Genomic DNA, 20,283 nt, shown 5'->3' on the forward strand with positions numbered 1-20,283 from the left:
TCACGCTCCCGGCGGGACTGAAACTCGTGCATGTTCGGCGGCGGGTGCGTTGCGGTGCACGAATCGGGCGACCAGGCGGTTGACCTCGTCGGGCGCCTCGAACGCCACCCAGTGGCTCGCATCGGGGACGACCCGGCACACGATGTGCGACGCGCAGCGGCGCAGGTATTCGGCGCGCGCCGCGACATCCGGGCGCGGCAGCGGGTCGAGCGCGGGCAGCACCGCCAGCACCGGGCCTGTGAGCATTCGCAGGCTCGGGCCCAGCGTGTCGCGATAGCCCAGGAAGCGCGACTTGAATCGCGTCATGCCGTGGTTGCGCCGCTGCATGGCCACGGCCAGGTCGTCGATGCGCCGCGGGTCGGCGATCATCATCATCTCGAGGTTGGCGCGGTGGATGGCGTCGGTCTCGGCGTCGCTCGCCCCTGGCGGCACGGGCTTCAGCGGCGGCCGATGCCACCCATCCGGCGGAAAGCCGCCCGGGGCCAGCAGGCAGGCCGCGAACACCCGCTCAGGCAGGCGCGCCGCCAGCCAGGCAGTCACCACCCCGCCCCACGAGAAGCCGGCGACGGCGAAGCGCAGGCCGGGCGGCACCAGACCGGCATCGATGGCCGCCAGGATGAAGGCGCCGTAGCCGTCGAGATCGGTGTCGCGCGGCACGCCGATCGATTCGCCCATGCCCGGCAGGTCGGGGATGACCAGGCTGAAGCGGCGCGACAGCGGCTCGATGTTGCGCACCCAATGCGTCCACGAGCCCGTGCCGCCGTGCAGCAGCAACAGCGTCGGCCCGCTGCCCACCCGCAACGCCTTCACGCCGGCCGCCGTGACATGCTCGATCTGCAGGCCGGGGTAGAACGCCTCGGGCCGGAAGTCGTGCACCGCCGAACTCACAGCGTGGCCTCGGTGCCGAGCACGTTGGTGATCTGGCTGGACAGCACGCCGCCGTTGCCGTGGCACAGCGCCAGCTCGGCACCCGCCACCTGCCGCTCGCCGGCTTCGCCGCGCAGCTGCTGCACGGCTTCGACCAGCGTGAACATGCCGTACATGCCCGGATGCACACACGACAGCCCGCCGCCGTTGGTGTTCACCGGCAGCGCGCCCCCGGGGGCGATGGCGCCGCTGGCGACAAACGCCCCGCCCTCGCCCTTGGCGCAGAAGCCGAGGTCTTCGAGGAACAGGATCGTGTTGATGGTGAAGGCGTCGTAGAGCTCCACCACGTCGATGTCGCGCGGCGCCACGCCGGCCATCGCCATCGCGCGCTGCCCTGAGTCGACCGCCGCGGTGCGCGTGAGGTCGGCCATGGCGACGATGTTCATGTGCGTGGTGGCCGCCGCCGCGCCGAGCAGGTACACCGGCTTCTTCGGCAGGTGGCGTGCGCGGTCGGCACGTGTCATGACGATCGCCGCGCCGCCGTCGGTGACGAGGCAGCAGTCGCGCACCGTCAGCGGGCTGGACACCATGCGCGAGGCCAGTACGTCGGCCACACTGAGCGGGCCACGCATGAAGGCCTGCGGGTTGAGGTTGGCCCAGGCGCGCGCCGCCACCGCCACCGCGGCGAGCTGCTCGCGCGTGGTGCCGTACGCGTGCATGTGGCGCGAGGCCGCCAGCGCGTACGAGGTGGCCGGGAAGATCGGCGCGTACGGCGCCTCGTAGGCGAAGGGCTTGACCGACGACACCAGCTTGCCGCTGGCGGTGCGCTGGTTGCTGCCGTAGAAGATCAGCGCCGTCTCGCACAGGCCTTCCTTCAGCGCCATCGCCGCCATCAGCGTGTACGACAGGAAGGTGGAGCCGCCGGTGCGGTTGTTGTCGGTGAACTTCGGCTGGATGCCCAGCATCTCGGCGATCAGCAACGCCGACAGCGGGTTGGCGTTGCCCGGTAGCGAGCCGAACACCGCATCGACGTGCCGCGTCGTCAGGCCGGCCTCGGCGAGCGCCCTGACGCTGGCCTCGATGGCGATGTCTTCCGAGCTGCTGCCGGGCGCCTCGCCCAGGCCGGCCAGCGCCGCGCCGACGATCGCGGCGCTGCCGCGGAGGCTGCTGCCGCTCATCGTGTACACCCTTCCCTGCCGGTGGCGGCGTCGGGGTCAAGCGGGTCGAAGACGACGCAGGGCTCGCCGCCGGCGCCCTGCCCGACACGCGCCCGTACCGCCATGCCGATGCGCACCGCGTCGTTCGCGATGCCGTCCACGCGCCCCATCATGCGCGGGCCCTCGGCCAGGTCGATCAGCACCACGTTGTACGGGCCACCCTTGTCGGCGCTGCGGTTGACGACGCTGACCGCATACACAGTGCCGCGCCCGCTCGGCGCCTGCCACGCGAGCTCGACGCTGCCGCAATGGCTGCACGCCAGCCGCGGGTAGAAGACGTGGCGCGCGCAGGCGGCACAGCGCTGGATGCGGAACTCGCCTGCCGCCAGGTGCTGGGCGAAGATGACGTCGGGGCCCGGGCCCTCGGTCCAGGTGCCGGTCGCAGGAGGGTGGGTCATGGGCGTCTTTCTAAGGTGTTGCAGGGGTACGGTGCGCGCCGTGTCAGCCCGGCAGCTCGAGCACCGCCTTGGCCAGGATGTTGCGCTGGATCTCGTTGCTGCCGCCGTAGATGCTGGCCGGGCGGGCCGAGAAGAACACGTGCGCCGGGTGCAGCGCGCCGCCCGGCAGCGCCATCGATGCGTCGCTCACGCCGGCGGCACCCGCGGTCTCGAGCATCAGGTCGGCCACCCGCTGCTGCGCCTCGGTGATCCAGACCTTCAGCATCGACACCTCGGCACCGAGTTCATGCCCGCGGCGCAGCACCTCGACGCAGCGCACGAACATCGCCTCAAGGTCATCGATGTCCAGCCGCAGCTGCTCGTGCCGCGCGCGCCAGGCACCGTCGCGGTCAAGGCCGGTGGCGCGCGCCAGCTCCGCCAGGCGCGCGAATGGCGCGCGCGCGCCGCGCGGGTTGCCGATCATGATGCGCTCGCTGCCCAGCAGCGACTTGGCCATCGTCCAGCCCTGGTTCAGCCCGCCGACGAGGTTGGCCTTCGGCACGCGCACGTTGTCGAAGAAGGTCTCGCAGAACTCGGCGTTGCCGCCCAGGTTGCGGATGCGCTTGACGGTGATGCCGGGCGCGCGCATGTCCGCCAGCAGGAAGCTGATGCCTTCCTGCTTCTTGGCCTTGGGGTCGGTGCGCACGAGCATGAAGATCCAGTCGGCCTCGTGCGCGAACGAGGTCCAGATCTTCTGCCCGTTGACGACGAACTCGTCGCCGTCGAGCACGGCCGTCGTGCGCAGGCTGGCCAGGTCGGAGCCCGCCGAGGGCTCGGAGTAGCCCTGGCACCAGCGCACCTCGCCCGACAGGATGCGCGGCAGCACCTCGCGCTTCTGCTGCTCGGTGCCGTAGCGGATGATCAGCGGCCCGAGCATGATCACCGCCATGTTCGGCGCGATAACGATGCCGTGGCGGTCGAACTCCGACTGCAGCGCCACCTGCTCGTAGCCAGATAGCCCCATGCCGCCGTAGGCCTTGGGCCAGTTCGGCGCCACCCAGCCCTTCTCGTGGAGCTTGTCGTGCCAGGCGCGCGTTTCCTTCAGGCTCATGCGGCTGGCCGGGAAGCGCCACGCGGGCGGGAAGTTCTCGGCCAGCCAGCGGCGCAGCTCGTCGCGGCGGATCGGCTGCTCGCCGCCGGCGATCAGCTCGGGCGCCGAGGCTTGGTCGCCGTCGCCGGCCAATTCGTTGTAGCGGCGCCGGTGCAGCGCCGCGTTGCCCAGCCAGGCCGCGCCGACCATCGCCTTCTTCAGGTACAGGCCGATGTCGCATTCGTCGGTGTAGCCGATGCCGCCGTGCAGCTGGATGCAGCCCTTGGTGACCTCCAGCGCCGCCGCCGAGGCCCGTGCCTTGGCCTGGCTGGCGGCGATGGCCAGCCGCCGCGCATCGCTGCCATGCGTGTCGGCCGCCGCGGCCGCCTGCAGCACCACCGAGCGCGTGAGCTCGACCTGGATCAGCAGGTCTGCGGCGCGGTGCTGCAGCGCCTGGAAGCTGCCGATGGCGCGACCGAACTGCTCCCGCATCGCGATGTAGGCGACGCTGGTTTCGAGCGCCTGGCTCATCACGCCCAGCAGCTCGGCGGCTTCGGCGATGCGCGCCAGGTCGAGCGCGCGCTGCAGCACGCCCTGCGCGTGCGCCGGCCCGGCGACCAGCTGCGCGCCGGAGACTTCGGCGCCCTCGAACCGCAGTTCGGTCCAGAAGCCGCCGTCCACGCGCGGTTGCGTGCTGGTCTGCAGGCCGCGCTGGCTGGCCTCCACCAGCAGCAGCAGCACACCCTGCGCGCCCTCCGCCGCCACCACGAAAGCGTCGGCCCCTGCGCCGCCGGCCACGAAGCGGCAGCGCCCGTCGAGCACGAAGCCCGCGCCGCGCGAAGCGGCTCGCGGGGCTTCGACGCTGCGGCGGCCTCCGGCAGCGTCGCCGTCGTCTTCATCCAGTTCATCGGCCTGCGCTCCGGCCGCCAGCGCGAGTTGCACCTCGCCGCGCGCCAGTGCCGGCAGCCAGCGCTCGCGCAGCGCCTGCGAGTCGCCGTGCAGCAGCGCCCAGGCCGGCAGCAGCGCACCGGCCACCAGCGGCTCGGGCGCGAGCGCGCGGCCGCAGCGCTCTAGCAGCACCGCCGCCTCGCCGGCGCCGAGCCCGCTGCCGCCCAGCGCCTCGGGCAGGCACAGGCCGAGCCAGCCCAGGCCGGCCATGCGCCGCCAGCGCTCGCGGTCGTGCCCGGGCAGCGTGCCGCGCCATTCGCGCAGGCGACGGCCCGGGCCGTCGGCGGCGAAGAAGGCGGCGGCGGCGTCGCGCAGCATGCGTTGCACCTCGGTGGGTGCGTCGAGCCGTTCGGTCAGATCGATCATGGACTCTCGCCTCGGGTTCAGGTCCTGGCATCGGATTCGGGCTTGCCGGGGTCGCCGCCCTGCGGCGCCACCCCGGCGGCACAACGTCAGCGCGCGGCGCGCCCTGCCGCACCCCGGGTGCCGGCCCCTGGTGCTGCCCTCCATCCTGTGGCATCGTTGAGTCTAACAAACACTCGTTTGGCAAAGGAGCGGTCGATGTTCAGCGGAAAAGCTCTCGAAAACAAGGTCGCGATCGTCACCGGCGCCGGCCAGGGCATCGGCGCGGGCATCGCGCGCGCTTACGGCGCGCAAGCCGCCAAGGTCGCGGTGGTCGACTGGAACCTCGAGACCGCCGAGCAGGTGGCGCAGTCGATCCGCGACGCCGGCGGGCAGGCCGCGGCGTTCAAGTGTGACGTGGCCGACCGTGCCGCCGTGGACGCGATGGTGGCGGCGGTGGTGGCGAAGTTCGGCCCGGTGGACGTGCTCGTCAACAACGCCGGCATCACGCGTACGGCGATGCTGCACAAGATGAGCGCGCACCAGTGGCAGCAGGTGATCGACGTGCACCTCACGGGCAGCTTCAACTGCCTGCAGGCGGTCGTGGACGGCATGATGGAACGCCAGCGCGGCTGGATCATCAACACCATTTCCACCGCCGGCATCCTGGGCACCATCGGCCAGATCAATTACGGCTCGGCCAAGGCCGGGCTGATCGGCTTCACCAAGTCGGCCGCGCGCGAACTGGCGCGCTACAACATCATCGTCAACTGCGTCGCCCCGGGCGCGGCTACGCCGATGACGGAGACCATCCGCACCGACGAGCGCTTCAAGCAGCGCACGCTCGATCGCATTCCGCTGGGCCGCTGGGCCGAGCCGGAGGAGATTGCGCCGGTGTGGGTGTTCCTGGCCAGCGAAGGCGCGAGCTACGTGACCGGGCAGCTGATCGGCGTGGACGGCGGCATGTCGATCCACTGACCCCATGGCCTCGCCCACCGCTTCCCGCGGCTCGCTCGCGCCGCTGTTCGAACCGCGAGCGATCGCCGTCTACGGCGCGTCGTCCGACCCCACCAAGATCGGCGGCCGTCCGCTGGATTTCCTCAAGTCCAGCGGCTTCGACGGGGCCTTGTACCCGATCAACCCGAAGGCGGCGCAGATCCAGGGCCTGCCCGCATTCGCCACCGTCAGCGCGGTGCCCGGGCCGGTGGATCTGGCCATCGTGGCCGTGCCGGCACCTGGCGTGCTGGCCGCGCTTGAGGACTGCGCGGCCAAGGGCGTGGGCGGCGCGGTCGTGCTCAGCTCGGGTTTCGCCGAAACCGGCGGCCAGGGCATTGCATGGCAGGCCGGCATCTCGGCGCTGGCGCGGCGCACCGGCATGCGCGTGGTCGGTCCCAACTGCATGGGGCTGATCAACGTGCGGCGGCGCCTGCTCGGCACCTTCACGCCCAGCGCCGCCGGCTTCGGCCTGGTACCGGGCCGCATCAGCCTGGTCAGCCAGAGCGGCGCCTTCGGGGGCTACTGCCTGTCGCTGATCCGGCAGCGCGGTCTGGGGCTGAATTTGTGGATCACCACCGGCAACCAGTGCGACGTGGATGTCGCCGACTGCATCACCCATTTCGCGGACGACGACGGCACGCAGGTCATCGTGACCTACCTCGAGGCCGCCACCGACAAGGACCGCCTGGTCGCCGCGCTGGCGCTGGCGCGCGAGCGCGGCAAGCGCGTCGTCGTCATGAAGGTCGGGCGCTCGGAGGCGGGCGCGCAGGCGGCGGCATCGCACACTGCGTCGCTGGCCGGCTCGGACCAGGTCTACGAAGGCCTGTTCCGCCAGTACGGCGTCTGGCGCGCGCGCAGCATCGACGAGTTGTTCGACGTGGCCTATGCCTGCTCGGTGAACGCGCCGGCGCCGCTCGGGCGGCGTCTGGGCCTGCTCACCGTGTCGGGCGGCGTCGGCGCACTGATGGCCGACGTGGCCAGCGACTGCGCGCTCGACGTGGCGCCGATGCCCGAGGACGCGCAGCGCCGGCTGAAGGAACTGGTGCCGTTCTGCGGTCCGCGCAACCCGGTGGACATGACGGCACAGCTCGTCAACGATCTCACGCTGTTCGGCAGCAACTTCCAGATCATGCTGGAGGAAGGCGGCTACGACGTGGTGGTGGCGTTCCTGTCCAGCGTCGGCCAGGTGACGGAGCTGAGCCGCTCGCTGCTGGAGCAGCTGCAGGCCGTGCTGCGGCGTTTCCCCGATCGGGCCGTGGTCTTCTCGTCGCTGGCCTCCCCCGAGGTGCGCAGGATGTACGAGGCCGCCGGCGTGCTGCTCTTCGACGAGCCCACGCGTGCCGTGCGCGCCGCCGCGGCGCTGGTGTACTTCGCCGAACAGTCGCGGCGCGCGGCGCAGGCCGACCCGCCGCCCGCCCTGCCCGCGGGTGCACTGCCGCCGCCGGTACGGGCCATCAACGAGACGCAGGCCAAGACCATCCTTGCCAGTGCCGGCATCGCTGCCGTGCCAGAACGCATCGCGGCGGATGAGGACGCCGCCGCACGCGAGGCCGCGGCACTGGGTTACCCCGTGGTGCTGAAGATCGCCTCGGCCGACATCGCGCACAAGAGCGAGATCGGCGGCGTGATCGTGGGCCTGGCCGACGAGGCGCAGCTGCGCAAGGCGTTCCGCACCTTGACGCAGCGCGCCGCCACGCACGCCCCGCAGGCGCGCGTTGACGGCGTGGTCGTGGCGCGCATGGCCGAGCGCGGCGTCGAGACCATCCTCGGCGTCGTGCGCGATCCGGTGTTCGGGGCCGTGGTGATGTTCGGGTTGGGTGGGGTCTTCGTCGAGGCCTTCCAGGACGTGGCCTTCCGCGTCGCGCCGTTCGGCGTGGCCGAGGCGCGCGCGATGATCGGCGAGGTCAAGGGCCGTGTGCTGCTGCGCGGCGTGCGCGGGCAACCGCCGGCCGACGAAGACGCGCTGGCCGCGGCGCTGGCGGCGCTGTCGGTCTACGCGGCGCGCCACACCGACGGCATCGAGAGCATCGACATCAACCCGCTGCTGGTGCTGCCGCGCGGCCGCGGCGTGCAGGCGCTCGATGCCCTGATCGTGCCCACGACGGGCGCGGCCTGAGCGCCCCGGTCGACCGGATGCGGCTGGCGCTTCAACCCGTTGCCTGGTGGGTGAGCCCGCTGCGCGGCACCTCGAGGCCGCTGCCTGGACGCGGCCCGCTTTTGCGCCCGACAGCGGCGCGTGCGGCCGGGCCCGACGAACCGGCCGCACGCACACAAAGTCAGGCGGCGCCGAACGCTGCCGCGTGGGCCTTGGCGAACTCCGCGAACGTGCGCGCCGGTCGGCCCGTGACCTTGGGCACCGTGTCGAGCACGCCCGCCAGGTAGCCCGGCGGCGCGAGGGCATACAGCTCGTTCATCGCATCGGCCAGGGACTCGGGCATGCCCATGCCGGTCATCGCCTGCTTCGCCTGTTCCAGTGTGATCGCCACGTAGCGCACCGGGCGCCCCGCCGCCGCGCTGAGGGCGGCAGCCACCTCCGCGCCGCTCAAGGCCTGCGGCCCCGTCACCGGGTAGGCCTGGTTCTCGTGCCCGGGTTTGGTCAGCGCCTGCACGGCCACGGCGGCGATGTCGCGCGCGTCGATCCAGCTGACCTTGCCCTCGCCGAGCGGCATGTAGAACTCGCCCTTCTCGCGGATGGCCTGGGCGTACATCAGCAGGTTCTGCATGAAGAAGCCGGGCTGCACGAAGGTCCAGGCCATGCCGGACTCCTGCACCTGCTGCTGGTTCTCGCCTAGCCAGCGGCCGATCTGCACCGGCGAATCCGGGGCCGCGCCGATGCCGGTGGACATGACGAAGTGCTTGACGCCCGCAGTTTTTGCCGCAGTGATGAGCGCGGCGCGCATCTGCACCTGGTCGGGCACCAGCGGGGTGACCACGAAGACCTTGTCGACGCCGCCCAGCGCGGCGGGCAGCGTCCGCGGCTCGCGCAGGTCGCCGGCGGCCGTCTGCACGCCGCGCGCATTCAGCTCGCGCGCCTTGGCGGCATCGCGCACCAGCGCCTTGAACGGCAGCTTCGCCTCCTGCAGCAGCCGCACCACCTCGCTGCCGATCGTTCCCGTTCCTCCGACGACCAGAATCATCTTTCATGCCCTTTCGATGGCTTCGCGGCACACGCTGCCGCACCACCGGCCGGCACCTGTCGCCTTCCGGTGGCGGCCATTCTCGGATCGTCGGTTACTATCGGCAAGTAGGTACCTTGAAGTAACCACCGATGCCACGCCAAGCACCGCCGCCCGTCTGCCCCGTCGACGCCCTGCTGCGCCTGCTGATGGGCTCATGGACCAGCTACATCCTGTGGCACCTGCGGCGCGACGGACCGATGCGCTTCGGCGCGCTGCTGCGCGCCGTTCCCGGGCTGTCGGCCAAAGTGCTGACGCAGCGGCTTCGCCTGCTCGAGGAGCGCGGCATCGTGTTCCGCGACCATGTGCCGTCGATACCGCCCGCAGTGTCGTACGGCCTTACGGAGCAGGGCCAGGAACTCGGGGGCGTCTTCGACGCGCTCGAGGCTGTCTCGAGCAGATGGTTGGCGAGGGCGCGCGGCGCCAACGAACAAGCCCAGGCACCTCCGACGGCGCGAAGAAAGCAGGCGAATGCACGGGCGGCGCGCACGCCCTGACACCGTGCCTCGTGCAAGAAGGACGCCTGCAGGTGGAAATGGCGCTCCAGGGGACGCGGGGGCCGCAGCGCGCCGGCCACGCTCAGATCAGACCAGGTCGTCCACACGCCCGCGACGCATCATCAGCTTCTCGCTGAACTCGAAGACCTGCTGCTCGCGCTGGTTGAACACCCTCACCCGCCCCTGCATGATGCCGCGCTTGCCGTCGGAGAGGTTCTTCTTGCCCTCGACGGTGATCTCGGCGCGCAGGGTGTCGCCCGGCCGCACCGGCACGGTGAACTTGAAGTCGGTGAGCTCGAGCGCGGCGATCGTCGCCGGACCCAGGATCTCTTCCATCATCCCGGCGGCCAGCGCCGCCGTCAGCAGGCCGGGGCAGATGCGGCCCCCGAAGTCGGTGTGCTTCTTCGCGAACTCCTCGTTGATGAAGATCGGCAGCTTCAGCCCGGCCAGGCTCGTGAAGAGCACGATGTCGGTCTCGGTGACGGTCCGGCCGTAGCTGCGGAACACGTCGCCGGGGTTGAGGTCGTCGAGCGAGCGGTTGGACATGGCATCTCCTGGGTGTTCGGGCTCGGGTTCGGCCCGAGACAGCAAACTAACGATTGGTAGAATACTGTAGCCTGAAGGTGCTGACCAACCGGACCTGTCCTCATGCTGTTCTTCGAGCCCGCACTCCCGCTGCCCGCCGTTGGCGAACGCACGGCCACGTTGCGCGCGCAGGTGCGTCGGTTCATCGCCGACGAGTTGGCCAGCGGCGGCTTCGAGCCGCAGTGCAACTCGTGGACCGAGGGCCTGGGCGGTGCGTTCAGCCGCCGGCTCGGCGCTCGGGGCTGGATCGGCTACCACTGGCCGGTGGCCTACGGCGGGCGCGGCGGCAGCGCCTTCGACACGCTGACGATCAACGAGGAGCTGCTCGCCGCCGGCGCCCCCGTGGCCGCGCACTGGATCGCCGCGCGCCAGAGCGCGCCGCTGCTGATGCGCTTCGGCAGCGAGGCGCAGCGGCAGGCGTTCCTGCCGCGCATCGCCGCCGGCGACACCTACTTCGCCATCGGCATGAGCGAGCCCGACGTGGGCTCCGACCTCGCCTCCGTTCGCACGCGGGCCGAGCCTTCAGGCGCGCGCTGGCGGCTCGACGGCCGCAAGGTCTGGACCAGCGGCGCCCACATCGCGCATTACGCAATCGTGCTGTGCCGCACCGCCCCCGCCGACCCCACGGCCCGCCACGCCGGGCTGAGCCAGTTCATCGTCGATTTGAAGGCCCCGGGCGTGACGATCCGCCCGATCCTCATGCTCGATGGCAGCCACCACTTCAACGAGGTGACGTTCGACGGCGTCGAGCTGCCGGCCGAGTGCCTGGTCGGCCAGGCAGGCGACGGCTGGAAGCAGGTGACGAGCGAGCTCGCCTACGAGCGCAGCGGGCCCGAGCGATTCCTAAGCACGATGCCGATCGTCGAGCGCTGTCTGCGCCTCGTGCTGGAGGCGCCCGCCGCTGGGTCCGATGCAGCGGCCGGCCGGCTGCTCGCGCGGCTGATCACGCTGCGCAACATGAGCCTGGCGATCTGGGGCGCGCTCGAGGCCGGGCGCTCGCCGGCCATCGAAGCAGCGATGGTGAAGGACCTGGGCACGAACTTCGAGCGCGACACGCTGGAGATCGTGCGCGAGGCGATCGATGCCGACGAGCGCGTCGCGGGCGATGCCGTGCTGGCCGGCTTGCTCGCCAGCGCCTGGCCGCTGGCGCCCACCTACAACCTGCGCGGCGGCACCAACGAGGTCTTGCGCAACATGATCGCCAAGCAACTGCAGGCACGATGAGCGAACTCTCGCTGCCCCTCGCCGAAGCGGCCGATCGTCTGCTGTCGCAGCGCTGCGACAGCCGCCTCGTGGCCGCGGCCGACGCCGGCCAATGGCCGCAGGCGCTGTGGCAGGCGGTCGAGGAACTCGGTCCGGGCCAGCTGCTCGCCCCGGAAGCCGAAGGCGGTGCCGGCGGCGACTGGCTCGACGCCTGCGCCCTGCTCGAACGCGCGGCGGCGCGCTGCGCACCGCTGCCGATCGCGCAGACGCTGCTGGCCGGCTGGTTGCGCTCGCGCGTCGGGCTGGCACCCGCTGCCGGGCCGGCCGCCGTGGCCTTCACCACGGCGCCGCTGGACGCGCTGCGCGCGGCCGGCCGTGCCGACCTGACCGAAGCCGACGGCCCGGTCGTCGCCTGGGCAGACCAGGCCAGCCATGTCGCCCTGCTCGGCGCAGACGACGCCGGCACGGCCCAGCTGCTTTGGCTGCCGCGAGCGTGCGTCCAAGTGCGTGCGGTCGCGGGCGGCGCCTGGCCTGCGGCGCGCGTCGGCAGCGCCGGCATCCCGCTGCACGCGGCGGCGGGCGCGCGCCCGACCCAGGCCTGGTGCATCGCGTTGCCGGGCCTGAGCCTGGCCGAGGTGAGGGCGCGCGCCGCTTTGCTCAGCGCCGCGCAGATCGCCGGGGCGCTGGGGCGCCTGCTCGAGATGACCGTCACCTACACCGGCGAGCGCGTGCAGTTCGGGCGGTCGATCGGCCAGTTCCAGGGCGTGCAGCACCAGCTGGCGCAGCTGGCCGAGGAGGCCGCCGCAGCGCGCGTGGCGGTGCAGGCGGCCGCGGCCACCGAAGACCCGCGCTGGTTCGTCGCCGCGGCCGCCGCGGCGAAGGCGCGCGCGGGCGAGGCCGCGGGACTGGGCACGCGCATCGCGCACCAGCTGCATGGCGCCATCGGCGTCACCGCCGAGCACACGCTGCACCTCTACACCCGCAGGCTGCGCGAGTGGCGCGACGAGCACGGCAGCGAGACCTTCTGGGCCCGCGCCCTGGTGCAGGCCATCCGGCAGGGTGGCGAGCGTTCGGCGTGGCAGGCCGTGGTGGCCTGCACCTCGCGCTGACGGGACCCCAACGATGAGCGCGCTGAACGGCATCCGCGTGCTCGATCTCACCGCGTACCTGCTAGGGCCCTTCGCCACGCAGATTCTCGGCGACATGGGCGCCGACATCATCAAGGTCGAGTCGCACGAGGGCGACATCGCGCGCGGCATCGGGCCCACCCGCTCGCCGGGCATGGGCGGCATCTTCCAGCAGAACAACCGCAACAAGCGCAGCGTCGTGCTCGACCTCAAGCAGCCGGCTGGCCGAGACGCGCTGCTGCGGCTGGCCACCACCGCCGACGTGTTCGTCTACAACGTGCGCCCGGCGGCGATGGCCCGGCTGGGGCTGTCGTACGAGGCGCTGGCCGCCGTGAACCCGGGCATCGTCTACGTCGGCGCGGTCGGCTTTGGGCAGGACGGCCCCTACGCCGCGCGGCCGGCGCTCGACGACCTGATGCAGGGCATGTCGGGCATCGCCGGCCTGTACGCGCGCGCCAGCGGCGGCGAGCCGCGCTACGTCCCGATGGCGATGGCCGACCGCTACACCGGCACCGTGCTCGTCAATGCCATCCTCGGCGCCCTGGTGCACAAGCTGCGCACGGGCCAGGGGCAGTCGCTGGAGGTGCCGATGTTCGAATCGCTGGTGCAGGGCGTGCTCGGCGACCACCTGATGGGCCACTCCTTCGACCCGCCGCTGGGCCCGCCGGGCTATCCTCGCCACCTGAGCCCCGACCGGCGGCCGTTCCGTACCCTGGGCGGCTGGCTGTGCGCCTTTCTCATCAGCGACGGCCAGTGGCGCGCGGTGCTTGAGCGCCTGGGCCAGCCCGAGCTGCTGCTGGACCCGCGCTTCGCCACGCTGCAGGCGCGCACCGAGCATTCGCGCGAGGTCTACGCCTGGCTCGATGCCACCTTCCGCACGCGCACCACCGGGCAGTGGCTCGCGCTGCTGGGCGAGGCCGACGTGCCGGCCGGCCCGCTGCACACGCTGGAGTCGCTGCTCGACGATCCGCACCTCAACGCCGTGGGCTTCTTCCAGCGCCTGGAGCATCCCACCGAAGGCACGCTGGTGACCCTTCGGCCGCCCTCGCGCTGGTCGCGCACGCCGCCGGAAGTCCGGCGCGCGCCGCCACGCCTGGGCGAGCACAGTGCCCAGCTGCTCGCCGAGGCCGGCTACTCGGGCGCGGAGATTGCCGCGCTGGTGGCCGCCGGCGTCACGGTCGCGGAGCGCGGCGGGAGCGACTGATGTCGATCACCCCCGCGCTCAATCGGCGGCGCGCGAAGCTACTGCCCGCGAAATTGCGGCGTCCGCTTCTCGAGCAGGGCGGCGACGCCTTCTTTGGCATCGGCCATGTCCAGCGTGCGCGACTGCAGCAGCGCCTCGATCTCGCCAGCCGATTTCGGGTCCCAGTCGAGACCACGGTAGAGCGAACGCTTCATCATCCGCACCGCCACCGGCGCGTTAGCCGCGATTTCGTCGGCCAGCTCGCGCGCGCGCGCCAGCACCTGCGCCGGCTCGACCGCGTGGTTGGCGATGCCCATCTCGGCAGCCTCGGCGCCCGAGAACACGCGCCCGGTGAACAGCAGTTCGGCAGCGCGCGGCACGCCGCACACCCGCGGCAGCAGGTAGCTGATGGCCATGCCCGAATGCAGCCCCAGGCGCGCGAAATTGGCGCCGTAGCGCGCCTCGCGGTTGGCCACGCGCAGGTCGCACACCAGGCCCAGGCCGAAGCCGCCGCCGATGGCGTGGCCGTTCATCGCCGCGATCACCGGCACCTGCACATCGAGGATGCTCAGGAACGGACGGTAGATCGCGTAGGACGCCTCGTGCGGCAACTCGTTGCCACGATCGAGAATGGTGCTGCGGAAGTCCGCGCCCGAGCAGAAATTGGTACCGGCGCCGGTGATGACGACACAGCGGATGTCGCGATCCGCTTTCACCTGGTCGATCACCTGCTGGAACGCCTGCAGCAGTTCGGGCGCCATGGCGTTGCGTTGCTCGGGCCGGTTCAGCGTGATCTCGCAGATGGCGTCACGGCGGGCGACGAGGACGGCGGCTTCGGTCATGCGTTTTCCTTCGGTGGATGGGTCTGCTGCTCAGCGCAGTGTAGGCGCGCCGGGTGATCGCGATGAACGAACGGTGATGACGTCCAACGTGTAGGAGGGACCATGAACGCGTTGTACAAAATTCTCCTTTGCCTGCTGGCAACGGCCGGCTCCATCGTCTCCAAGCCGGCAGCGGCACAGGCCTGGCCGTCGAAACCGGTGCAGCTGATCGTGCCGCAGGGCGCGGGCGGCAGCACCGACGCGCTGGCGCGGCTGTTGGCCCCGCTGCTCGGCGAGCGTCTGGGGCAGACCGTGGTCATCGACAACCGCGCCGGCGCCGGCGGCGTGCTCGGCGTCAGCACGCTGGCCAAGGCGCCCGCCGACGGCTATACGCTGCTCTTCGGCTCGAGCACCACGGTGGCGGCCAACGCCTTCCTGTATGCCAGCTTCCCCATCGATCCGCTGAAGGACCTGGTGCCGCTGGCGCTGGCGGCCGACGCGCCCTTCGTCATCGTCGTTCCCGGGTCCTCGCCGAGCAAGTCGTTGCGCGAGCTGGTCGCCACGGCCAAGGCGTCGCCCGGCAAGCTCAACTACGGCTTCGGCACCAGTTCGGGCCTGCTGTGCATGGAACTGCTCAAGAGTGCCGCCGGCATCGACATCGCGAAGGTGCCCTACAAGGCTTCGGCGCAGGCGCTCACCGACCTGATCGGCGGCCAGCTCGACGTGGTCTGCGAACCCTTGTCGAGCAGCGCGCCCAACGCCAAGGCCGGCCGGCTGCGCATCCTGGCCGGCACCGGCGCGCAGCGCAGCTCGCTGGCGCCGGAAACCGAAACCGTCGGCGAGACAGGCGTCAAGGGCATGGCGTACTCGGCCTGGGTGGGCTTCTTCGCACCGGCCGGCGTGCCCCGCGACATCAGCGCCAGGCTCGGCCGCGAAATGATGGCGATCCTCAGGGACCCGGCGGTGCAGGACAAGATGCGCTCCATCTCGTGGGAGCCCCGCCCCGGCGACGCCGAGGCGCTGGCTGAAATCCACCGTGCCGAGATGAAGGCCATTGCGGCCACCGTGAAGGCCGCCGGCATCAAGGCCGAATGATGGCCACGCCTTTGCAACCCGCCCCAGGATGGAGAAAGCGGCCGATGAAGCGCATCCCTCGCCTGCCGCGCCGCCTGCTGCTCGCCGCGGCCCTGCTGCTGCCGCTGCTGGCCGGCGCCGCCGAGCCCTATCCGTCGCGGCCGATCCGCATGGTCGTGCCGTTCGGCGCCGGCGGCACCAGCGACGTGGTGGCACGGCTGCTCAGCGCCAAGCTCTCGGAATCGCTGAAGCAGACCGTCAACGTCGACCCCAAGCCCGGTGCCAACGGCATCATCGGCACCGACATCGTGGCCAAGGCCACGCCCGACGGCTACACGCTGCTGCTCACCGTGGCCAGCGCGCAGACGCTGACCCCGGCGCTGTACAAGCTGCCCTTCGATCCGGTCAAGGACTTCGCGCCGATCTCGCTGGTGGCCAACCTGGGCGGCGTGTTCCTCGTCAATGCCAACGTGCCGGCGCGCACGATGCAGGAGTTTGTCGCCCAAGCGCGCACGCGTCCGGGGCGCTTCAGCTACGGCGCCGGCACGAGCCTGCTGCGCCTGATCGGCGAGCAGCTGAAGCAGGCCACTGGCGCCGACATCACGATGGTACCCTACAAGGGCACCGGTCCACAGATGGCGGCGGTGGTGGGCGGCGAGGTGGATGCGGTGGTCGACCCCTTCGTCGGCATGGCCCACGTCAAGTCGGGCAAGGTGCGCCCGTTGGCCGTGCTGATGAACAAGCGCTCGGCGCTGCTGCCCGACGTGCCCACGCTCGAAGAGACCGGCATCAAGGGCATCGCGCTGGATTCCTGGGCCGCGGTGCTGGCGCCGGCGGGCACGCCGCCGGAGATCGTCAACAGGCTGTCGACGGAGATCGCGCGCATCGTCGCGCTGCCCGACGTGCGCGAGCGCCTGGCGGCCCTCAACTACGACCCGGTGGGCAGCACGCCGTCCGAGCTGGGCCGCACCATCGACGCCGAGATCGCCAAGTGGAAGCGCGTGGTCAAGGAAGCCAACTACAAGGCCGAGGACTGAACCCTCCTCCCGCGCCCCGGAGCCTGCCCTTGTTCATCGAAACCCACCTCGGTCGCGTGTCGCCGCTGGAGTGCGACCAGCTCGGCCACATGAACGTGCAGTTCTACGTCGCCAAGGTCTCCGACGCGGCATGGCACGTGATGGCGTCCATCGGCCTCACGCCCGCCTACATCCGCGAGCGGCGCCGCGCGCCTGCGGCGGTGAAGCAAGAGGTGCTGTACCTGAAGGAACTGCTGGCCGGCGACCTGGTGCGCATGGAAAGCGGCGTGCTCGAGGTGAGCGAGCGCAAGATCACCTTCTTCCACCGCCTGAGCAACGTCGAGACCGGCCAGCTGGCGATGAAGAGCAAGGTCTACACGGTGATGATGGATCTCGACGCGCGCCGTTCCACCACGATCGATGCCGTGGTGCTGGGGCGCGCACGCGAGCGCTTGCTGCCTGCGGGGAGCGACGCATGACGGCCGTGGAAGAACCCGGCGCCGAACGCGTCTTCGTCACCGGCCGCGGCGCGGTGAACATGGCCGACTGCGACCAGTGGGGCCACATGAACGTGCAGTTCTACCTGGCGCGCGCCAGCGACGCGCAGGCCCACCTCGCCGCGCGCCTGGGGCTCGCGCCGCGGCGGTTGCGCGCCGATCAGTTGGCCTTGCGGCCGCTCACCGACCGAACGCTCTTCAAGCGCGAGCTGCACGGCGGCGGCATCCATGCCATCCGCTCCGGCATCCGCGCCGTGCACGACGACGGCACGATCGACATCGCCAGCCGCATGACGAACCTGGGCACCGGCGTCGAATCGGCGGCGTTCGAGACGCGGCTGCGCCTGGTGGGCGCCGACGACAGCACGCGGCCGTGGCCCGCCGACGTGCTGGCGGCGGCGCGCGCGCACGCCGGCGAGCTGCCCGAGATGCCTGCGCCGGCGCCGATGGCCGCGCTCCTCCCGCCGGGCCCGCCGCCGCTCGACCGGCTGCTGCTCACCTACCGCGGCTCGATCGAACCCTGGGACTGCGACGCCGACGGCGTGGCGCCGCCGCGCGCGCACATCGCGCGCTTCAACGACGCCATCACGCACCTCTTTCGCGCGATGCAGTTGGACCGCAAGGCGCTGCTGGCCGCCGGCACCGGATCGGCGGCGCTCGACTACGACATCACTTACCACCGCGCGCTGCGCGCCGGCACCGGGGTGGAAGTGCGCAGCGGCGTCCTCGCGGCGGGCGAGAAGCTCTATCACATCGTCCACCACGTGGTCGACTCGAACGACGGCAGCCTGTACACGACGATCGTCGTCGTCGCTCTGTTCTTCGACCTAAAACAACGCAAGTCGGTGCCGATGCCGGCGGCCGTCCGCGCCGCAGCCGAGCGCCTCATCGTCCATGCCTGAACCCACCGCACCCACCCCCACGGCAGCCGGGACGCCGCCGCCGCGCGCGCTGGCCGGCCTGCGCGTGCTGGATCTCTCGCGCGTGCTCGCCGGCCCGCTGTGCGCGCAGATGCTGGCCGACCACGGCGCCGCGGTGATCAAGGTCGAGCCGCCCGAAGGCGACGAGGCACGCCGCATCGGCCCACCGCTGGACGAGCGCGGTGAGTGCGCCTACTTTGCGGCGCTCAACCGCGGCAAGCGGTCGATCGCGCTCGACCTGTCGCGCGCCGACGGTCGCGCCGTGCTCGGGCGGCTGCTCGACGAGGCCGACGTGCTGATCGAGAACTTCCTGCCCGGCACGATGGAGAAGTGGGGCCTGGGCTACGAGACCACGCTCGCCGCCCGCCACCCGCGGCTCATTTACTGCAACGTCAGCGGCTTCGGCGCCGACGGGCCGCTGGGCGGCCTGCCGGGCTACGACGCCGTCGCGCAGGCCATCTCCGGGCTGATGAGCATCAACGGCACGCCCGAGTCGGGCCCGGTGCGGCTGGGCGTGCCGGTGGTGGACTACCTCACCGGCTACAACGCGATGGTCGGCGTGCTGCTGGCCCTGGCCGCACGCGCGCATACGGGCGCCGGCCAGCGGGTGGAAGCCACGCTGTTCGACACCGGCCTGGCGCTGCTGTTGGCGCCGCATGCCTCGAACTGGTTCTACTCCGGGCGGATCCCGCAGCGCATGGGCAGCTCGCATCCGAACATCGTGCCCTACGACTGCTACGCGGCGGCGGACGGGCCGATCTTCCTGGGTGTCGTCAACAACGGCCAGTTCGCCCGGCTGTGCGAATGCGTGCAGCGTCCCGACCTCGCGTCCGACCCCCGTTTCGCCGACCCCGTCAGACGCCGCGAGCACCGCGACGTGCTGCGCGCCGAGCTCGAACGCACGCTGGCACGCTACCCCGCCGCCGAGCTGTGCGACACGCTGATGCGCCGCGGCGTGCCCGCCGGCGTGGTGAACAACGTCGAGCAGGCGCTGACGCACCCGCACGCCCTGCACCGCGAAATGGTGGTGCAGGCCGACGGGCACCGCCACATCGGCGTGCCGGTCAAGCTGAGCGCGACGCCGGGCCGCGTGGCGAGCCTGCCGCCGCGGCTGAGCGAGCATGCCGACGGCATCCTAGCCGAACTGGGCCTGAGCACGGCCGAACGCGAGACGCTCTACCGCGAGGGCACCGTGGCCCCCCCGCCGGCGTAGCGCCGGCGCACACACTCGACCGACGGCCTCAGCGGCGGTACCAGGCCACGCCGTCGGCGTCGAACTCGCGCCGCAGCTCGCCGCGGTTGAGCAGGTAGTTCAGACTGGCCATGCTCTCGCCGCTGGCCAGGCCGAGCTGCATGCTGCCCTCGGCGGGGTCGATGGCGCGTGCGAACAGCGCACCGAACACGTCGATCACGCGCCTGGGCTGGTCCAGCGTCTTCAGCAGCCGCGCCAGCGAGCGGTGGTGCCCCTGGGCCAGGTAGTCCAGCCGCGCATGCAGGCCGCGGAAGGGCTCGTTGTGCGCCGGCAGCACCAGCACGTCGTCCGGTACCTCGGCCTTGATCTTCTCGATCGACGCCAGCCAGTCGGACATCGGATCGGCCTCAGGCTCGGTGGGATACACCGACACGTTCGACGAGATGCGCGGCAGCACCTGGTCGCCGCTGATCAGCAGCTTCAACTCAGGGCAATGCAGGCAGGCGTGCTCGGGCGAGTGGCCGTTGCCGACGACGATGCGCCAGTCATGCTCGCCGATGCGCAGCGTCTCGCCGTCGCGGATACGGCGGTAGCTGTCGGGCAGCGCGTGAATGAACTGGCCGAACTTGCCGAAGCGGGCGCGGTAGTCTTCGATCGCGGCTTCGCCCCAGCCGGCGCGACGGTAGAAGCGGATCGCGTCGGTTGGGGCCTCGCGGCCGGTGTCGGCCGCCAGCACGCGGCAGTTCAGGTACTCCGTCTTGGTCATCCACAGCTGGCAGTCGAACTTCCGAGTCAGCCAGCCGGCCATGCCGACATGGTCGGGATGCATGTGGGTGACGAAGACGCGGCCGATCCGCCGGCCGTCGTCGCCCGCGGCCAGCAGTTGCCGCCAGGCGGCCAGCGTCTCGTCGGTGCGCATGCCGGTGTCCACCACCGCCCAGCTGTCGCCATCCTCGATCGCCCACAGGTTGATGTGGTTCAGCTGCATCGGCATGGGCATGCGGAGCCACATCACGCCGGGTGCCACCGACAGCGCAACGCCGGGCGCGGGCGGCGACTCGAAGGGGTAGACGAGCGTCGGTCTGGCGTTGGCGGTGGCTGGGGCAGAGGAGGATGTGCTCATGGTCTCGTGGGTGGAAGTCGAAGCGGGTTGCG

General features: G+C 71.5%; 19 protein-coding genes. 11 read left to right on the plus strand and 8 right to left on the minus strand.

The genetic code is table 11. The annotated features are described in order from the left end of the window. From Q392_RS31155 to Q392_RS02225, 4 genes are read right to left on the minus strand one after another with little or no spacing between them, the layout of a single operon-like run. The gene (locus Q392_RS31155) at positions 1–888 is read right to left on the minus strand and encodes an alpha/beta fold hydrolase (protein ID WP_051952722.1); all 888 of its coding nucleotides are present in this window, start codon (positions 886–888) and stop codon (positions 1–3) included. Further along, positions 885–2,045 (minus strand): acetyl-CoA acetyltransferase, encoded by a 1,161-nt coding sequence (locus Q392_RS02215; protein ID WP_038200758.1) that lies wholly within the window; start codon positions 2,043–2,045, stop codon positions 885–887. The genes Q392_RS31155 and Q392_RS02215 overlap by 4 nt, the downstream gene beginning before the upstream one ends. Beyond that, on the minus strand, positions 2,042–2,482 hold the full coding sequence (locus Q392_RS02220) for a Zn-ribbon domain-containing OB-fold protein (RefSeq protein ID WP_038200759.1): 441 nt from the start codon (positions 2,480–2,482) through the stop codon (positions 2,042–2,044). The genes Q392_RS02215 and Q392_RS02220 overlap by 4 nt, the downstream gene beginning before the upstream one ends. 43 nt (positions 2,483–2,525) lie before the next feature. Beyond that, positions 2,526–4,865 (minus strand): acyl-CoA dehydrogenase family protein, encoded by a 2,340-nt coding sequence (locus Q392_RS02225; RefSeq protein ID WP_051952725.1) that lies wholly within the window; start codon positions 4,863–4,865, stop codon positions 2,526–2,528. 195 nt (positions 4,866–5,060) lie between these two features. Between Q392_RS02225 and fabG the strand changes: the two genes are divergently transcribed. Together fabG and Q392_RS02235 are read left to right on the plus strand one after the other, a co-directional pair. Continuing rightward, positions 5,061–5,819: a 3-oxoacyl-ACP reductase FabG gene (fabG, locus tag Q392_RS02230; protein ID WP_038200760.1), complete on the plus strand. Its 759-nt coding sequence runs from the start codon at positions 5,061–5,063 to the stop codon at positions 5,817–5,819. A gap of 4 nt (positions 5,820–5,823) precedes the next feature. Beyond that, a complete protein-coding gene (locus Q392_RS02235) occupies positions 5,824–7,953 on the plus strand; it encodes an acetate--CoA ligase family protein (protein ID WP_051952727.1) in 2,130 nt (709 codons plus the stop codon). A 160-nt stretch (positions 7,954–8,113) separates the two neighbouring features. Here the strand turns inward: Q392_RS02235 and Q392_RS02240 are convergent, their stop codons facing one another. Beyond that, entirely contained in the window at positions 8,114–8,974 is an 861-nt protein-coding gene (locus Q392_RS02240) for an SDR family oxidoreductase (protein ID WP_038200761.1), read from the minus strand. A 131-nt stretch (positions 8,975–9,105) separates the two neighbouring features. On the opposite strand from Q392_RS02240, the gene Q392_RS02245 reads away from it, so the two are divergent. Then, positions 9,106–9,510 (plus strand): winged helix-turn-helix transcriptional regulator, encoded by a 405-nt coding sequence (locus tag Q392_RS02245; RefSeq protein WP_064262162.1) that lies wholly within the window; start codon positions 9,106–9,108, stop codon positions 9,508–9,510. Between the two features lie 87 nt (positions 9,511–9,597). Here Q392_RS02245 and Q392_RS02250 read toward each other — a convergent pair whose 3' ends face one another. After that, the gene (locus tag Q392_RS02250; protein ID WP_051952729.1) at positions 9,598–10,056 is read right to left on the minus strand and encodes a MaoC family dehydratase; all 459 of its coding nucleotides are present in this window, start codon (positions 10,054–10,056) and stop codon (positions 9,598–9,600) included. A 102-nt stretch (positions 10,057–10,158) separates the two neighbouring features. Here Q392_RS02250 and Q392_RS02255 point away from each other — a divergent pair, with 102 nt between their 5' ends. The 3 genes from Q392_RS02255 to Q392_RS02265 are packed head-to-tail and all read left to right on the plus strand — an operon-like array spanning position 10,159 to position 13,629. Then, complete coding sequence (locus Q392_RS02255; RefSeq protein WP_051952731.1) at positions 10,159–11,319, plus strand: acyl-CoA dehydrogenase family protein; 1,161 nt, start codon at positions 10,159–10,161, stop codon at positions 11,317–11,319. Further along, positions 11,316–12,407: an acyl-CoA dehydrogenase family protein gene (locus Q392_RS02260; protein WP_051952732.1), complete on the plus strand. Its 1,092-nt coding sequence runs from the start codon at positions 11,316–11,318 to the stop codon at positions 12,405–12,407. Before Q392_RS02255 ends, Q392_RS02260 begins: the two co-directional genes overlap by 4 nt. A 13-nt stretch (positions 12,408–12,420) precedes the next feature. After that, on the plus strand, positions 12,421–13,629 hold the full coding sequence (locus Q392_RS02265) for a CaiB/BaiF CoA transferase family protein (protein WP_038200762.1): 1,209 nt from the start codon (positions 12,421–12,423) through the stop codon (positions 13,627–13,629). Between the two features lie 38 nt (positions 13,630–13,667). Here Q392_RS02265 and Q392_RS02270 read toward each other — a convergent pair whose 3' ends face one another. Further along, positions 13,668–14,450: an enoyl-CoA hydratase/isomerase family protein gene (locus Q392_RS02270; protein WP_038200763.1), complete on the minus strand. Its 783-nt coding sequence runs from the start codon at positions 14,448–14,450 to the stop codon at positions 13,668–13,670. Between the two features lie 102 nt (positions 14,451–14,552). Here Q392_RS02270 and Q392_RS02275 point away from each other — a divergent pair, with 102 nt between their 5' ends. Genes Q392_RS02275 through Q392_RS02295 form a run of 5 tightly spaced genes read left to right on the plus strand, consistent with a single transcriptional unit; the run spans position 14,553 to position 19,149 of the window. After that, positions 14,553–15,524: a Bug family tripartite tricarboxylate transporter substrate binding protein gene (locus Q392_RS02275; RefSeq protein ID WP_038200765.1), complete on the plus strand. Its 972-nt coding sequence runs from the start codon at positions 14,553–14,555 to the stop codon at positions 15,522–15,524. Between the two features lie 44 nt (positions 15,525–15,568). Further along, positions 15,569–16,540, plus strand: a complete 972-nt coding sequence (locus Q392_RS02280; protein WP_051952737.1) for a Bug family tripartite tricarboxylate transporter substrate binding protein — start codon at positions 15,569–15,571, stop codon at positions 16,538–16,540. Between the two features lie 29 nt (positions 16,541–16,569). Beyond that, on the plus strand, positions 16,570–16,998 hold the full coding sequence (locus Q392_RS02285) for an acyl-CoA thioesterase (protein ID WP_051952740.1): 429 nt from the start codon (positions 16,570–16,572) through the stop codon (positions 16,996–16,998). Beyond that, entirely contained in the window at positions 16,995–17,918 is a 924-nt protein-coding gene (locus Q392_RS02290; protein ID WP_038200767.1) for an acyl-CoA thioesterase, read from the plus strand. The genes Q392_RS02285 and Q392_RS02290 overlap by 4 nt, the downstream gene beginning before the upstream one ends. Continuing rightward, positions 17,911–19,149, plus strand: a complete 1,239-nt coding sequence (locus Q392_RS02295; RefSeq protein ID WP_051952742.1) for a CaiB/BaiF CoA transferase family protein — start codon at positions 17,911–17,913, stop codon at positions 19,147–19,149. Before Q392_RS02290 ends, Q392_RS02295 begins: the two co-directional genes overlap by 8 nt. 28 nt (positions 19,150–19,177) lie before the next feature. Here the strand turns inward: Q392_RS02295 and Q392_RS02300 are convergent, their stop codons facing one another. Beyond that, positions 19,178–20,251 (minus strand): MBL fold metallo-hydrolase, encoded by a 1,074-nt coding sequence (locus Q392_RS02300; protein ID WP_038200768.1) that lies wholly within the window; start codon positions 20,249–20,251, stop codon positions 19,178–19,180. Positions 20,252–20,283: the final 32 nt, after the last annotated feature.

The sequence above is a fragment of the Xenophilus azovorans DSM 13620 genome (assembly GCF_000745855.1).
Lineage (GTDB): Bacteria > Pseudomonadota > Gammaproteobacteria > Burkholderiales > Burkholderiaceae_C > Xenophilus > Xenophilus azovorans.

Excerpts from the sequence above, each read along its gene's own strand:
- Q392_RS02290 (WP_038200767.1), top strand. The coding sequence starts at position 16,995 with ATGACGGCCGTGGAAGAACCCGGCGCCGAACGCGTCTTCGTCACCGGC.
- fabG (WP_038200760.1), top strand. The coding sequence starts at position 5,061 with ATGTTCAGCGGAAAAGCTCTCGAAAACAAGGTCGCGATCGTCACCGGC.
- Q392_RS02235 (WP_051952727.1), top strand. The coding sequence starts at position 5,824 with ATGGCCTCGCCCACCGCTTCCCGCGGCTCGCTCGCGCCGCTGTTCGAA.
- Q392_RS02220 (WP_038200759.1), bottom strand. The coding sequence starts at position 2,482 with ATGACCCACCCTCCTGCGACCGGCACCTGGACCGAGGGCCCGGGCCCC.
- Q392_RS02295 (WP_051952742.1), top strand. The coding sequence starts at position 17,911 with ATGCCTGAACCCACCGCACCCACCCCCACGGCAGCCGGGACGCCGCCG.
- Q392_RS02215 (WP_038200758.1), bottom strand. The coding sequence starts at position 2,045 with ATGAGCGGCAGCAGCCTCCGCGGCAGCGCCGCGATCGTCGGCGCGGCG.
- Q392_RS02250 (WP_051952729.1), bottom strand. The coding sequence starts at position 10,056 with ATGTCCAACCGCTCGCTCGACGACCTCAACCCCGGCGACGTGTTCCGC.
- Q392_RS02275 (WP_038200765.1), top strand. The coding sequence starts at position 14,553 with ATGAACGCGTTGTACAAAATTCTCCTTTGCCTGCTGGCAACGGCCGGC.
- Q392_RS02260 (WP_051952732.1), top strand. The coding sequence starts at position 11,316 with ATGAGCGAACTCTCGCTGCCCCTCGCCGAAGCGGCCGATCGTCTGCTG.
- Q392_RS02255 (WP_051952731.1), top strand. The coding sequence starts at position 10,159 with ATGCTGTTCTTCGAGCCCGCACTCCCGCTGCCCGCCGTTGGCGAACGC.
- Q392_RS02265 (WP_038200762.1), top strand. The coding sequence starts at position 12,421 with ATGAGCGCGCTGAACGGCATCCGCGTGCTCGATCTCACCGCGTACCTG.
- Q392_RS02280 (WP_051952737.1), top strand. The coding sequence starts at position 15,569 with ATGAAGCGCATCCCTCGCCTGCCGCGCCGCCTGCTGCTCGCCGCGGCC.
- Q392_RS02225 (WP_051952725.1), bottom strand. The coding sequence starts at position 4,865 with ATGATCGATCTGACCGAACGGCTCGACGCACCCACCGAGGTGCAACGC.
- Q392_RS02245 (WP_064262162.1), top strand. The coding sequence starts at position 9,106 with ATGCCACGCCAAGCACCGCCGCCCGTCTGCCCCGTCGACGCCCTGCTG.
- Q392_RS02300 (WP_038200768.1), bottom strand. The coding sequence starts at position 20,251 with ATGAGCACATCCTCCTCTGCCCCAGCCACCGCCAACGCCAGACCGACG.
- Q392_RS02240 (WP_038200761.1), bottom strand. The coding sequence starts at position 8,974 with ATGATTCTGGTCGTCGGAGGAACGGGAACGATCGGCAGCGAGGTGGTG.
- Q392_RS02270 (WP_038200763.1), bottom strand. The coding sequence starts at position 14,450 with ATGACCGAAGCCGCCGTCCTCGTCGCCCGCCGTGACGCCATCTGCGAG.